General features: G+C 29.7%; 16 protein-coding genes. 2 read left to right on the top strand and 14 right to left on the bottom strand.

Translation table 11 applies throughout. The features are described from left to right. The first annotated feature begins 1 nt into the window (after position 1). The gene (locus tag WHD07_RS05775) at positions 2–1,492 is read left to right on the top strand and encodes a M48 family metallopeptidase (protein ID WP_105050548.1); all 1,491 of its coding nucleotides are present in this window, start codon (positions 2–4) and stop codon (positions 1,490–1,492) included. 88 nt (positions 1,493–1,580) lie between these two features. Here WHD07_RS05775 and WHD07_RS05770 read toward each other — a convergent pair whose 3' ends face one another. From WHD07_RS05770 to WHD07_RS05720, 11 genes are all read right to left on the bottom strand, one after another. Next, a complete protein-coding gene (locus tag WHD07_RS05770; protein ID WP_343330426.1) occupies positions 1,581–2,189 on the bottom strand; it encodes a hypothetical protein in 609 nt (202 codons plus the stop codon). A gap of 345 nt (positions 2,190–2,534) precedes the next feature. Continuing rightward, positions 2,535–2,720, bottom strand: coding sequence for a DUF3024 domain-containing protein (locus tag WHD07_RS05765; RefSeq protein WP_343330983.1), 186 nt, complete (start codon positions 2,718–2,720; stop codon positions 2,535–2,537). A gap of 196 nt (positions 2,721–2,916) precedes the next feature. Next, entirely contained in the window at positions 2,917–3,546 is a 630-nt protein-coding gene (locus WHD07_RS05760) for an NAD(P)H-dependent oxidoreductase (RefSeq protein ID WP_343330425.1), read from the bottom strand. Between the two features lie 6 nt (positions 3,547–3,552). Next, a complete protein-coding gene (locus WHD07_RS05755; protein WP_343330424.1) occupies positions 3,553–4,413 on the bottom strand; it encodes an MBL fold metallo-hydrolase in 861 nt (286 codons plus the stop codon). Positions 4,414–4,600: 187 nt separating this feature from the next. Beyond that, positions 4,601–5,185 carry a TetR/AcrR family transcriptional regulator gene (locus tag WHD07_RS05750; RefSeq protein WP_343330423.1) on the bottom strand — a complete coding sequence of 195 codons (585 nt, stop codon included), beginning with the start codon at positions 5,183–5,185 and terminating at the stop codon, positions 4,601–4,603. 506 nt (positions 5,186–5,691) lie between these two features. Beyond that, entirely contained in the window at positions 5,692–6,396 is a 705-nt protein-coding gene (locus WHD07_RS05745) for a hypothetical protein (protein WP_343330422.1), read from the bottom strand. A 153-nt stretch (positions 6,397–6,549) separates the two neighbouring features. Next, complete coding sequence (locus WHD07_RS05740) at positions 6,550–6,954, bottom strand: hypothetical protein (RefSeq protein WP_343330421.1); 405 nt, start codon at positions 6,952–6,954, stop codon at positions 6,550–6,552. Between the two features lie 120 nt (positions 6,955–7,074). Then, on the bottom strand, positions 7,075–7,224 hold the full coding sequence (locus tag WHD07_RS05735) for a hypothetical protein (protein ID WP_343330420.1): 150 nt from the start codon (positions 7,222–7,224) through the stop codon (positions 7,075–7,077). Between the two features lie 282 nt (positions 7,225–7,506). Beyond that, positions 7,507–8,013, bottom strand: a complete 507-nt coding sequence (locus WHD07_RS05730; RefSeq protein WP_343330419.1) for a hypothetical protein — start codon at positions 8,011–8,013, stop codon at positions 7,507–7,509. 9 nt (positions 8,014–8,022) lie between these two features. Next, complete coding sequence (locus tag WHD07_RS05725; protein ID WP_343330418.1) at positions 8,023–8,466, bottom strand: hypothetical protein; 444 nt, start codon at positions 8,464–8,466, stop codon at positions 8,023–8,025. A 90-nt stretch (positions 8,467–8,556) separates the two neighbouring features. Continuing rightward, complete coding sequence (locus WHD07_RS05720; RefSeq protein WP_343330417.1) at positions 8,557–9,609, bottom strand: type I restriction endonuclease; 1,053 nt, start codon at positions 9,607–9,609, stop codon at positions 8,557–8,559. A gap of 454 nt (positions 9,610–10,063) precedes the next feature. Here WHD07_RS05720 and WHD07_RS05715 point away from each other — a divergent pair, with 454 nt between their 5' ends. Further along, the gene (locus tag WHD07_RS05715; protein WP_343330416.1) at positions 10,064–12,613 is read left to right on the top strand and encodes an adenosylcobalamin-dependent ribonucleoside-diphosphate reductase; all 2,550 of its coding nucleotides are present in this window, start codon (positions 10,064–10,066) and stop codon (positions 12,611–12,613) included. Positions 12,614–12,758: 145 nt separating this feature from the next. Here the strand turns inward: WHD07_RS05715 and WHD07_RS05710 are convergent, their stop codons facing one another. From WHD07_RS05710 to WHD07_RS05700, 3 genes are all read right to left on the bottom strand, one after another. Further along, positions 12,759–13,148, bottom strand: a complete 390-nt coding sequence (locus WHD07_RS05710) for a nuclear transport factor 2 family protein (protein WP_343330415.1) — start codon at positions 13,146–13,148, stop codon at positions 12,759–12,761. Between the two features lie 68 nt (positions 13,149–13,216). Continuing rightward, entirely contained in the window at positions 13,217–14,107 is an 891-nt protein-coding gene (locus WHD07_RS05705) for an MBL fold metallo-hydrolase (protein WP_343330414.1), read from the bottom strand. A gap of 84 nt (positions 14,108–14,191) precedes the next feature. Next, on the bottom strand, positions 14,192–14,773 hold the full coding sequence (locus WHD07_RS05700) for a Crp/Fnr family transcriptional regulator (protein ID WP_343330413.1): 582 nt from the start codon (positions 14,771–14,773) through the stop codon (positions 14,192–14,194). Positions 14,774–14,901 lie beyond the last annotated feature (128 nt).

Here is a 14,901-nt window from a genome sequence, read left to right as displayed (position 1 = left end):
TATGTCATATATATCAGAAACACTTTCAGAATTAGAAAAAGAACATCAAGCTGCTTTAAACGCAGCACAAGAAAAAATGTTAACCGATTTAAATGATGCACAAGCATCAGGAAATTTCGAAAAAATACAAGAAGCCAGTGTTGTATTTCAAAATATAACAACAGAATTGGCATCAGAATACACCAAACGTATTGAAGAAATAAATGCTTTAAACCATAAAGCAATTGTAGATACAGCACCAGAAATTTATACGAATAACAGAGCCGATATCGATTTAAATTTATTAGTATATGATGGTGATAGAGATTACGTAATTGCTTTTCAGCAAGACGAGTTGATACAAAAAACGTTAGAAAAGGTAAACAAAAATAGTGGTAAATTTAAGTCTAGAAAACATTTGTTAAAATCTAGTTTAAGGCTTACTAAAACCTTAGCACCAATGCTTCATGAAATTGGTGAGCATTGTAAAAGTACCTTAAAATTAAAAGCAGATATTGAGTTTTTTGTGTATCAAGGAGATACTTTTAACGCTTCTTGCTATCCGCCAGATGAGAATAAATTATACATTATTTTATCCTCAGGAATCTTAGAGCGTTTTTCTAAAGAAGAGTTAACTTTTGTAGTTGGTCATGAAATAGGCCATGTACTTTTTGAACACTTCGATTATCCGGTAAGACAAATATTAGATACAGGAGAAAATGATTTAGCTCCTATCCATGCCATGAAATTGTATGCTTGGAACAGAAATGCAGAAATTAGTGCAGATAGAGCCGGTTTATTATGTTGCCAAAACTTTGAAGCTGTAGGACGTACTTTCTTTAAATTATCGTCTGGTGTAACCACAGATTCATTAGACTTTCAATTAAATGCTTACATAGAGCAATTTGTAGATTTAGAAGAGGTTTTAAACGATTCTAATTTAGATCCATCAGATTGGTATAGTACTCATCCTTTTAGTCCTTTAAGAATAAAAGCTCTAGAACTTTTTAATAAAAGTGAAACGTATGCCGCTTTTAATACGTCTGTTTCTGGTGAAATTACAGAAGAAGCTATGGAGGTAGAAATTAAACGTATTATGTCTTTAATGGAACCAGAAAACTTAGAAGAAGAAGGAGAACATTCTGAAAAAATACAACGTTTAATGTTTTTAGGAGGTTATTTAATATCTAATGCCGATGGTGTTGTAGATGATTCTGAAATACAAGCACTAAGTAGTATTGTGGCGCCTAAAGTTTTTGCCAATTGTATGATGACTATAAAAGGTCTTACAGAAGATGAAATGATTGAAGAGGTACAACAACTTACTAAAGATTTAGACGTTGTGTTGTCTGTAATGCAAAAGCTAAATATATTAAGAGATTTATCTATTATTTCTTATGCCGATGGAGAAATAGATGATAGTGAAGTAAATGTTTTATACAACTTAGCAAGACTTTTGTATATCAATACAGATTTTATAGATCGTGTTATTGGTGATGCACAAGGAGTCTAATAAAAAGTTTATAAGTGCTGTTTAAGAATTGGGGGATTCTTACTACAGCAATAAGAAGGGTGGTAATTTTAAATTACTGCCTTTTTTTTTAAAATCCTAAAGCTTCTAAAACTTCTAATTTTGGTAATTCTTTACTTAATATGCTGTCAACAAAAATACCAGATTTGTATGTGCCATCTCTAAAATAGAGAATACCAAATCCACTCCATATTCCGTTTTTATATTCACCAATATATTTTATTACATTTTTATAATTGTTATTGCTAAAAGGTTTGTAGTTAGACCATTTTGTAATTCCAAAACCATTTTTAACAGCATCTTGGTAGGTTCCCATAAAACTATAATCAAGACTTTGAGATAACGTCATACCGTTTGGTTTTGTGTTTTTCCAATTGCTAAAAATATAACTATTGTTTTTTGATTTAAATTGAATTCCGTATCCCGTATAGTTTTCATTTTTACCTAAGCCAGCATACCAACCACCATCTTCTAGTTCCCAAGAAACCATTTTGTTTTTAGAAAGGTTATCGCTACTATTTGAAGAACCAAATAACCAATACCAAGTGTTGGTATATCTTTTTAGTTGAGGTTGCTTTTGGTAATAATCTTCTGCTTTTTTCTTTTGAACTTCTGTTTGTGCTAAAATAGCATTGGTTGTGCTATATATTAAAATTAATAGTAATAATAGATTTTTCATTTTTTGTAAACTGTACTTAAATCATTTTACTGATGTAGATTGATTCTTTTATCGAAAATAAATCAGCTAGGGTTTTTAATCTTTAAGCAGGTAAAATTACATTATTTATATGATTTCTATTTAATATTGGGTTTAAAAGAAATTTCTATTGCGTCTTATAATTTGATGGTTAGCTATTCTTTTTAAGTTGGTCAATTATAATTTCAATGTCAGTTAAATTTGTTCGCCAATAGACAAAGGAAGCTTTAATGGCTTGAGTGTTGTTGTACCTTGTAGGAGTCATATAAACTATTTTAGAATTATTTAATTCTGTTAAAAAATCTAAAACATTATTTTTTTTTCATCTTACTGGTGCAAGTAATTCAAATTTTGAATTGAATTATCCATAAACCCCCCATGTTTGTCTTTTTTTATGATTTCTATTATTTTTGATAAGTGTGTAGACAAAGGAAAAGGCTCATAAAGTTCCCATTTTAAATTAGCTCTGATCCAATATAAATTCCATTCTTTTCTCGATTTGTAATATCGAATTTTAGCAAATTCAATGTGTTCCTTTTTTTTGGGGTCATCCCATTTAGGGCGAATTTCAAACAGGATTACTATGTTTTTTTTATAAGAATATCCAATATCAACTTTTTTACGGATCTCTAGATCTTCAGGTCTTAAAGATGCTACATACTTTTAAAAGTGTTTGGAGTTTTTTTGCTTTCTAAGCATTTAAAGTGATTTATAGAGTTTCAAACAAAACTTCATTTGATTTTCTTACTTTAGGGAAACTCTGAGTTTGATCCTCATCAGAACGATATCCGACTGCTGCTAATACCACTGCATTTAAGTTTTTACTCTCCAAATCCAAAATCTCTCCTACTTTTTTGGGATCAAAACCTTCCATTGGACAAGCATCAATTTTTAACTCTGCACAGGCATTAATTAAGTTTCCTAAACCAATATATGCTTGCCTTGAGTTCCATATCCCTTGTACATCAGATGATTTTTCTGCCACTTTTCCTTTTATAAAGGAGATATATCCTTCAAATTCAGATTTATCTTTACCAAAAGCAGAAGCTTTTAAATCAAACAACTCATCAATGTGTTCATCTTTCAAGTGTTTATAGCTACAAAAAACAAATAAGTGTGAGCAATCAACAGTTTGCCCTTGTCCCCAAGCTGCTGCTTTAATTTTTTCTTTTACGGTTTGAGATTCTATTACAAATACCTTATAAGGTTGTAGTCCAAAAGAAGAAGGCGATAATCGAATGGCTTCTTTAATTTTCTCTAAATCATTTTTCGCCACTTTCTTAGTCTTGTCAAATGTTTTGGTGGCATATCGCCAGTTTAAATTTTTTAGTAATTCCATTATTTTTTATTTTATTATTAAGTGATTGGTGTTTTCTTTATCGAGAATCATTAATTTATCGCTAATGCCCAATATTTCGAATACTTTTTTAGCTGGTGAAATTGTTCCAGAAAAATGAGCCCATCCTTCAAAATGAACAGGAATAATAGTAGCCTCAGGAAAAGCAAAGGAAGTATCAACCAAATCATTTTCATTCATTGTAATGTAAAGTAATCCCATTGCTTTTACTGCGCCAGCGCAGGCGATGATATATTGAGGATTAAATCGGTCGGATACTTCTTTAATTCCCTCGTAATATACAGTATCACCAGTGAAGTAGATTTGGTATTCCTTATTATTTTTTTTGACAGATATGATAAAGCCAATTACATTACCCGTAAATTTTGTAAAACCTGCTGGACCGTGTCTTGCTGGAGTTGCGGTAATGGTTATTTCTAATTTTTTTGAAATAACAATCGTTTCGCTTTCCCAAGGTTTTAAGCCAACACTATTATTTTTTAGATTTTCTGAAGCACTTTTAGATGTAAAAACTTTTTTTACATTTTTCAATAACGTTCTACCTTTGGTATCAAGATTGTCTTGATGAGAATCGTGTGATAAAAGAACATAATCTATCGGAGGAAACTTTTCCAAATAAGGGTTGCCTGTTTTTTCTAATTGAATAGTTGGTGTCATTTGATAGGTGCTTCCCTGCTTATCTAAAGTTGGATCTGTCATAAATCGAACACCTTCTATTTCAATAATAACCGTTGGTCCACCTAGGTAGTCTACTTTGATTGGGTTTATATTAAGTTCTGAAATGGAAGTTTGAGAATAGGATGTTAGAATAGTGGTGCTAAACAAGAATGCTAGAATTATTTTTTTCATTTTTATAAGTTTTTTAAATTAGTTTTAGATGGAAATAGTACATCAGTTGTGGCGTTTTTTATACCGTAAAACAATAGAAATTTGCCTATTGTTATTCTTAAAATTAGTCTACCTATTTCTAGGTTTAGTTTTATCATAATACTTGATTTTAAATTGTAACAATCGTTACAATATTGATTAAAAAAATTTAATTTAATATTTGAAGATTCATTTTTAAAAGTGATTTCAGTGCTTTTTTATCCGTGTACATTTTTTGAGTTATATTAAGTCCGTTCCATAAATTAATTAAATGCATAGCGATCAATTTAGGCGATTTATCGTTGTCTAATTTCCCCATATTTTGAGCCTTGATTAAAGCAGCCTCAAAGCCACTTTCTAGTTTTAAAAGTAACTTTACCGATAATTCTTTGGTTTCTTCATCTAAATTACTTAATTCAACAATTGCATTTCCTAAATAACAACCATTATTACTTTTGGGTTTTGGTTGTTCAATAATTCGTGTAAAGAAAATATTTAAAAATTCAATTGGGTCTTGGCTCTCTTCAATACCTTTAGAGAATTGTTTGTTTGCATTTTCTACAAACTGAAATAATGACTTTTGATATAACTCTCTCTTGCCTCCAGGAAAAGAACGATAAAAACTCCCTTGCCCTATTTCCATCGCTTTTAATAAATCTTGAGCAGAAGAAGCTATAAAACCCTTTTTCCAGAAGACTTTTGTTGCCTTCTCAATTAATTCTTCATTTTCAAAATGTTTAGGTCTACCCGCCATTATTATTTAATTATTCTGCAAATATACATATTGTAACGATTGTTACAATATAAAAATACATTTTTTTATAATTTTATTTTACCTTAGAATTAGTTTCTGATGCTTTAAAAGATAGAGCAACTATTCTATTAGATATTTATCTACTTTTAGGATAGTGTTTTTTTACTTTTATTTGATTGGTTTTTTAGCTTATAGTTAGCGGAGTTTTGTATAAGGTTTCCATCTCAAAGTCGTTTAACGTAGATGCTAAAATTGTAGGTAGAGTAGAAGCTTCAGCAACTAAAAAACTAACAATTACAAGTGAGTTTGGTGTTTTTGAGTATTAAAAATGATCAAACCATAAGGATATAAAAAACTCCAAATACTTTTAAAAGTGTTTGGAGTTTTTTTGTTTAAGTTGTTTATAGTTAATGTGATTCAGTATTTGCCAAATAGAAATTTTATGTGGAGTTTCTAAAGTGACTTAAAACTAGTATTAAGTTTGCTTTAGGTTATAAAATGTAATTTTAATTTTTATTCCTAATAATTGGACCTAGTTCCTTTTTTAGGTTTTCAAATTCTTCTTTAGACATCATGTCTATTTCTAGTAATTCTTTTGATTCTCTTAATTTTGCAATAGCTTCATCTCTTGTCATTTTTCTGTTCTTAAGTAAAACTTCTCCTGATTCAATTGCTAATTCAGTGTCCATGACACTTAAGAATTTATTAATTCCAAAAGCTCTTCCATTCATCTCTCCAAGAACCATAACTAAGTATAATGGTTTCTTTTTACTTCCTCTATGGTAAGCTTTTATTTCTTTTACTATGGCTTTTGAGTTTTTTAAACTATTGCTAGCCATTGATTGAGCATCTCCGTTTAAAGAAGCCATAACACTTCCAAATCCAGCTGGTCTTCCCATTTTTATAAATTCATAAGTCTTTTTTGTAGTGCTTCTAGATTTTGAAATACCGCCTCGAGCTTTATTACCATAGCTTCCAGAGTAAGTTTTTGAACTAAATTCTTGTGATGTTGGGTTTCCTAAGATAACAGTGTCTCCAACTTTAATTACATTTTTATTAATCGTTTTATATTTTTGAACTAATGTTCTATTTTTTATGTTCTTGAAAAAACTTATGTCTTGCGTATTTTCATAAGTTAAAGAATCTATTTCTTTTTGTCCAAATATACTTGTGACTAATAATAATGCAAATAATGTAATAATTCTTCTCATAGTTTTCGTTTTAGATTTATTTTCTTTTTAACAATTTTGTTGTTTTTTGGCTGTTTTTGTGGAGTATTCTAATTCTGTAATTAGAATTAATAAATAATTTTTTTATTTAAAATGACGTCTAAAAAAATAGACGTCATAAATCAATTCTATTTTTTATTTATTTAGGGTTAAGGTTTTTTTGTAATTATCACCTTTTTTTATAGTCACTCCAATTGTTCCTTTTACTGAATAATTAGTGCTTGAAGTTTTCTCTAGTACAGTAAAGTATAGTGTAGATTGAGAGTTTATTGGATCTAAGTCAATTACTTCTTGTAATTCAAAAGTTGCTATTCCGCTCTCATCTGTTACTGAGCTTTGTTTAGCGTGAATTGGATTGCTGCCAAATGTTTCGGTAGTTGGCTGACTGAACATATAGACAGTCTCATTTGAAATTGAGTTTCCTGAAACATCATTAACAGTAATTTGCACAATAGAAGAGATAGTGTCTTCATCGTTTTCACAGTTAGAAAAACTAAAAATCATTGCTATTACGGCAATAAAATAAAATTTTATTTTCATCTAAATTTAAATTTAATTATTTTTTCCTACTTCTTTTTTATAGAGTTTATTCGGATTATTCACTCTACTATTTAAGTTTTTTAAATAGTTATTATTTTTTATATACATCTTAAGTTTATTTTATTTAAATACTTTGTTTATTTTATTTATGATAGGGTAAAAGTCTGTGAAAATATTTAAATTATTCTTTTTATCTTCTTCCTTAAATGCTTCAAGAACTTTCGTTTTAATTTTAGATCTTGCAGATTTTCTATCTTCTGAATTTTCCATTGATTGTTGGACTAAATCTACATTTTCAGAATAAACCTTGGAAAGTAAGTCAGAAGGAACAAGTCTTTCCTAAATTTTTACTCTTTCTTCTTCTAAGTATTCGATTTTTTTTGAATTTTTTCCGTCAAACATTTTTCTCTTTTTTTTGGGGGTCATGCGCAACAACGGTCTAGTATATGGTTTGTTACGTGATTTGAGTACCTAATCTAGCAAATACAAACCGAATAGAAAATCCGCTAGAACTAGCAATTAATTTTATACGGCGTTGTGCACTGGCTTTTTTTACCTTAATGCAAAGGAATAAATTATTATTGAAGTTATTCCGATTATGAAATATCCATAGCTTTTAATTTTTGTTCTCCGTTTTTGGCTATCATTAATTTCAACTTTTACGGGAATTTTAACTTGTTTATTTCCCTCGTATCTACGTCCAGATTTATATCTTTTATCGCTGGTATAAACTGATTGACTTTCAGTTCTGTACATTTTCATAAGTTTTCTATTGAAGTTTACAAAACCTCGATAAATAATTATTAAACCACCTAAAATTGGTAAAATTCCAGAAATTATAATTGCCCAAAAAAACTTTACCCAAACATATTCCTTTTCTTCTATAAGATTTGAAGTATCAATATTTTGAGGCTGTGATTGATTATTAGAAACAACTCTTACTGGTGTAGAATGAGAATTGCCATAAATTTGATTACTAATAACTTTTCCACCATCTCTTCCTACTTGATTTACGGCTGACCTTACAAATCCTTTCGCTAAATTATTTAGAAATGACATATTTAATTTTTAATCATTTTTACTTATACTTAATACTGTAAAATTTTCGTCATTCAAAACATTGGCTGAATATTTAGACTGTATTACTCCTCCAAAACTATTTGTGCCTTTAGCTACAAAATCATAACGATATAAAGCTGTTTTATTTTCATCGGTTTGTTTTTCAAGAAAAGAATATTCGGTTTCCATACTATTTAATAGGTTTGGTGAAGGGACAGATTTATTAAGTTCTCTTATTTTTTCCAAATCCGCTTTGGTAGTTGTTTCTTTTCTTTTTTTTACTGTAAAAGAATTAGTTAAATTCATACTTACAAATTCATAGCTGTCTGGGTTTTTTAATTGTTCTTTTAATTTGTTTCCTATATTTTCTTTAATTATTTCATCTTTGTTTACCTCATTTTTACAAGAAGTCATAATTATTAAGGTTAAACACAGTAGTAAGATTTTTTTCATATTTTCTATTTTAAGTTAATGTTTATGTAGTAGTTACTATTTTTTTTAGATTTTGCTGACGTTTTTATACAAGAAGTTGCTCACCTTTTTTTATTCAGACTCGTAATTTTCAATTGTTTTTAAAAGCTCTTTTTCAAATTTGTATATTTCATCTATTGACTCAATAGGTTCTTTAATTTCTTTTTTGTTTTCGTTAAATAAACTGATATATTTTTTACCTCCATTTAAATGAAGTCTACAAATTGGTTTTCTATTATTATCATCTAGTAATATTCCAAAATATGATTGTGTATCTCGATGAACAATTCTTTCTTTCAAAAGATTACGTCTTAAAATAGCTACAACAATTTGAAAAGCTTCTAATTCTTCTTCTGTTGTTATTATATTGCTTTTAGGTTCTTCTTCTACAACTTGTTCTTGTTGTTTTTCTGTTTCTTTATTTAGGGCAGAAGTTAATCTGTCATTTACTTTTTCACTGATGTATTGATTTGTTGCTTTTAGAACTAATTCCTTAAATTGTTCCATAACTTTTTCTGTTAATCTACCAGAATAAACAGGGTTTGCAAAATGCCTAACAAATTCAAATGATGGGTTTTGTAATTCTTTGTCAAGGATTTTTTTGATTTCTTTAGTATATTTTAATGAACTAGCGTTGTCAACAATTTTGTTTACGTCAAAATTTGATTTATGGAATTTTGCAATTTCATTAATTGTTGATTCTTTAATGTTGCAAACGTTGAATTCAAGAAATGGTTTTTCATCCATTTTATTTGATTCTTCTAAATCTGAATAAAATTTATATTCAATTCCATTTGTTAGAAGTGCAAATCTTGTTTTAGTTACATGAAAATATCTAAATAACTGTGAATTATGAATGTTTAAATCTTCTTTCCAGTTTTTACATTCTATTATTAAAATGGGTTCGCTATTTTGAAAAATAGCATAATCAACTTTTTCCCCTTTTTTAAGACCTAGGTCTGCTGTAAATTCAGGAATAACTTCTGTTGGGTCAAAAATATCATATCCTAAAATATTTATAAATGGCATTATGAAAGCATTTTTTGTAGCTTCTTCAGTTCCAATTTTTTCTTTCATTTGGACAATTTTGTCGGCTAATGATTTTAGTTTATTTTGTATTTCCATAGTTTATTTTTTTTATACAATTATTATGTTTTTTATTTTTCGTAATGATTATCAACTTTAGATACTAGAAAAAAAATCATCCCAATTTATAGCTCGTATAAAATTGCAATAAAAAAAAAGATTTGTTTTACGGGTTTCCGTAGTTAGAGAAATTTGTTTTGAATAAGAGTCAAAAAACGGTCTAATTTAAAGGTGTTTCCTTTATTTCAGCAGCGTTAACCTTTTACATAAATAATCTAAAATCAACTTTAAAATGCTGATATTTAGAAGCTTTATTTTATGCACTATTAATTTCATAAAAATTAAATTATTTGTTAACTTTTGGGTGTTCATAAGTTTTTATACGTCTATTTTACAGTAAGTTAACGTTTTTTTTATGAAACTTTATGATTTTTATCATCTTTTAGGTTGTATATTTGCGGGATATTTATTCCTCAAAAACTCCTTAATTACTATGAAATCTGAAACTGTAATCACACCTCGAAAAATCTATTCTAGAGACGAAGCTTTAAAAGCTGCTCTCAACTATTTTAAAGGCGATGAATTAGCGGCAAGTGTGTGGCTAAATAAATATGCTTTAAAAGATTCTGCCGATAATATTTACGAAAGCACTCCAGATGAAATGCATCATAGAATTGCATCAGAAATTGCAAGAGTAGAAAAGAAGTATGCAAACCCATTAACCGAATCAGAAGTTTTTGAGGCTATAAAAGATTTTAAATATATTGTTCCTCAAGGAAGCCCAATGGCAGGAATTGGGAATCCTTTTCAAATAGCATCTTTGTCTAATTGTTTTGTAATTGGTAATAATGGTGAGTCAGATTCTTATGGTGGCATCATGAAAATAGACCAAGAACAAGTACAATTAATGAAACGTAGAGGTGGTGTTGGGCACGATTTGTCTCACATTCGCCCAAAAGGATCTCCTGTAAAAAATTCAGCATTAACATCTACAGGTATTGTTCCGTTTATGGAGCGTTATTCTAACTCAACAAGAGAAGTTGCGCAAGATGGTAGAAGAGGCGCGTTAATGTTGTCTGTTTCTATCAATCACCCAGATGCAGAAGATTTTATAGATGCAAAATTAGAGCAAGGTAAAGTTACCGGTGCCAATGTTTCTGTAAGAATTGATGATGCGTTTATGAACGCTGTAAAAGGCGATGGTAAATACTTGCAAAAATACCCTACGTTTAGTGAAAACCCTGTGTATACCAAAGAAATAGAAGCTACTAAAATTTGGAAGAAAATTGTACACAATGCTTGGAAATCTGCAGAACCAGGGATTTTATTTTGGGATACCATAATTAATGAATCAGTACCAGATTGTTATGCCGATTTAGGGTATAAAACCGTATCTACAAACCCTTGTGGAGAGATTCCTTTATGTCCGTATGATTCTTGTCGATTATTGGCGATAAACTTGTTTTCTTATGTAGAAAATCCGTTTACAAAAAAGGCTAAATTCAATTTTGAATTGTTTAAAAAACATATTGTAATAGCTCAAAGAATGATGGATGACATTATTGATTTGGAGTTAGAAAAAATAGACGGAATTTTAGCAAAAATAGATGCCGATCCAGAAGAAGATGTTGTAAAAGCAACAGAAAGAAACTTGTGGTTAAACATTAAACAAAAAGCTTTTGAAGGTAGAAGAACCGGTATTGGTATTACTGCAGAAGGAGATATGTTGGCGGCTTTAGGTATTCGTTACGGAAGTAAAGAAGGAAACACTTTTTCTACCGAAGTACATAAAGTTTTAGGTGTAGAAACCTACAGATCTTCTGTAAATTTAGCAAAAGAAAGAGGGGCGTTTTCTATTTTTGATGCCGATAGAGAAAAAAACAATCCGTTTATTTTAAGAATAAAAGAAGCAGATAGTAAATTGTATTATGAAATGTTAGAGCATGGTCGTAGAAATATTGCCTTGTTAACCATTGCACCAACAGGAACTACAAGTTTAATGACCCAAACATCATCTGGTATAGAGCCGGTGTTTATGCCTGTGTATAAGCGTAGAAAAAAGGTGAACCCAAATGATAAAGAGGCACGTATAGATTTTGTAGATGAGGTTGGCGATTCTTGGGAAGAATATGTGGTTTTTCATCATCGTTTTAAACAATGGATGGATGTAAATAACATTGACTCTTCTAAGAATTTTACGCAAGAAGAAATAGACGAGTTGGTAAAACAATCGCCATATTATAAAGCTACTTCTAATGATATTGATTGGAATAGCAAGGTAGAAATGCAAGGAGCAATTCAAAAATGGGTAGATCATTCTATTAGTGTTACCGTTAATTTACCAAATGATGCTACCGAAGAATTGGTAGGAGAGTTGTATTTAAAAGCTTGGGAAGTAGGTTGTAAAGGGGTAACGGTTTATAGAGATGGATCTCGTTCTGGGGTGTTAATTTCTGCGGATGATAAAAAAGATAGCAAAATAATAGCGACTACTTTTTCTAAGAAACGTCCTCAAACTTTAGAAGCAGATGTGGTTCGTTTTCAAAATCAAAAAGAAAAATGGATTGCTTTTGTTGGTTTGGTAGATAACAGACCTTATGAGATTTTTACAGGATTAACAGATGATGAAGACGGAATTTTAATTCCGCGTTGGGTAGATAAAGGATTGATTATTAAAAATAGAAACGAAGACGGATCTTCTCGTTACGATTTTCAATATCAAAATAAAAGAGGTTACAAAACAACTATCGAAGGCTTGTCTCATAAGTTTAATCCAGAATTTTGGAACTATGCAAAATTAATTTCAGGAACCATCCGTCATGGAATGCCAATTGATAAAATTGTAGAATTGATACAGAGTTTACAATTCGATTCTGAGTCTATTAGTTCTTGGAAAAACGGCGTGCAACGTGCTTTAAAACGTTATGTAGAAGATGGTACAGCGGTAAAAGGACATACGTGTGATAATTGTGATTCGACCAATTTAATTTATCAAGAAGGTTGCTTAACTTGTAAAGATTGTGGTTCTTCTAAATGTGGATAGAATTTTATATATGAAATAAAAAACGCCAAATACTTTTTAAGTATTTGGCGTTTTTTTTTGTTTGAAAATTTGGTTGTTGGTAGCTATTTTATATTTGAAAAATAGCAAGTTTAAAACAAAAGAAAACTAACAAAATTTGTCTTGTTTAATGCATTGCTTCATCTACGGTTTTGCTATCTACAAATTGCTCGAAACTAATTATTTTACCGTTGTTTAGTTTCCATATATGGGCAACTCTTGCTTCAAAGTAACGATTCGTTTTTTTATAAGTACCAGCATATGTACCAAAAGCAACTACTTTGTCTTCGTTTGCAATATAATCTTCGGGTATAAATTTATAATCAATCCATTCGCTGCCCAAACGTTTAAAAACATTTTCTGTAACGCTTTCTAAACCTATGTAAGTTCCTGCGTACGGAAAACCTTTGGCTTCTGTCCAACTGATATCTTTGGCAACATATTTGGCTAAATTTGCACCATTTTCCTCTGAAGTTTTACCTTCGTATGTGCTTTTAATAATTTCTAGATTTGTCATTGAAGTATTTTTTAATGAACAACTTGACAATAATAAAAACAATGTCAAGCTGTATATACTTAAAGATCTTACCATTTCATTTCTCCTGTATTCACTTTTGCACCTAGCATTAAAGCTGTTTCAAAAGTTAAATTAGGGTATTTAGATTTTATAGTTGCAATTAATGCTTCAGAAGTTTTATTATTTTTTAAAGCATCTTCATAAAATTGAATATAATTTTTGGTGTGCTTTGCAGCAGCCACCGTAAAATCTGAATTAGTATTTGCGTGAGCAGGTATTACAATTTCAGGGTTTAAAGCAATAATTTGGTCTAAAATAGTTATCCAGGTATTACGAACTTCTGTTGTTTGCGCATCTGCCATCCAAAGATTAAAGGTTGTACCAAAAATGTTAATACCTCCTACAACTGTTTTTATGGAAGGAATCCATACAAATGTTCTTTTTGGAAAATCATTTAACCCAATAATTTCTATTTTTTCGCCTTCTAAATGAATCGCATTCCCTTTAAGAACCTGAGGTAGTACTATGTTAGAAGTAATATTGTTTCCTAATTTTTCACCCCAAACGTCTAGTTTCTTTTGTGCTGTAGCTTTGATGTGTTCTACGGTTGCTGGTGAAGCATAAATGGTAACATTTGGAAAATGTTTTTTAAATACTTCTAAACCAAAATAAAAATCAGGATCTCCATGAGAAATATAAATTGTCGTTAAGATTTTTCCTGAATCTTTAATTTCTTGTGCTACTTTTTCTGCATCTGCTAGCGTAAACTGAGCATCTATTAATACTGCATTTCTTTTACCTGAAATAATTACTGATGCTACACCAAAACTATTTTCTGATGCGTTATAAACCTGTAATTTAAGGTTGCTTGTTTTTATTGTTTTAAAACTTTGTGCTTGTGTATTCATTTTGAATAAAATTAAAATTGTTAAAAAAAGTGTTGAAATAATCGGTTTCATTTTGTTTTGTTTTAAATGATGCTGCAAAGATGCTAAGCTTGTAGGCAACAAAACATTGAACAAGTTCAATAAATGAATTTCAACTTATTTTTTAGTAGCAATTTTTCGTCTAATTTTACTCAAAAACTCGTGGCTTATACCTAAATAAGCGGCAATTTGTATATTGGTTAATCGTAGAAAAAGTTTAGGATATTTTTCAATGAAATCTATGTAGCGCTGGTCTGCAGTTTTACTCAAATTATCAATCATTCTTCGTTGCAACGCAATATGCGTTTTTTGAGTCATGATTCTAAATAGTTTTTCTATTTTCGGAATAGTATTATAGGCAAACTCTTTATCTTTTTTTGAAATTAATAGTACCTCACTATTTTCTAGAGCTTGTATATAAAGGTGCGATGGTTTTTCATTAGTAAAACTGTCTATATCTGTAATCCACCAACTTTCTTGTGCAAAATAAAGCACTTGTTCAACGCCATTATTGTCTATGTGGTATACTCTAAAAAGTCCTTTAGTAACAAAGCCTTCAAACTTACATATTTCACCTTTTCGCATAAGGAAATTCTTTTTTTTAACTTCCTTTTTTTTGAATAAGCTGTAAAAATTTTCCATCTCTTCGTTAGATAGAGTAATGTGTTTTGATATATTTTGGATGAGTAGTTCTAGCATGTTAGTAGAGGGGCTACATTTTTTTTAAGGGATGATTTATAAGGGGTATATAATTTTAAAAACTTTATTTTTTTAGATTAAGGTAAGATAATAAAAAAAGCGTAAACCTTAATGGCCTACGCTAATAT

The organism is Polaribacter staleyi, from assembly GCF_038024045.1.
Taxonomy (GTDB): domain Bacteria; phylum Bacteroidota; class Bacteroidia; order Flavobacteriales; family Flavobacteriaceae; genus Polaribacter; species Polaribacter butkevichii.
Note: the sequence above shows the minus strand (reverse complement) of the source record. Positions and strands in the feature narration are given on the sequence as shown.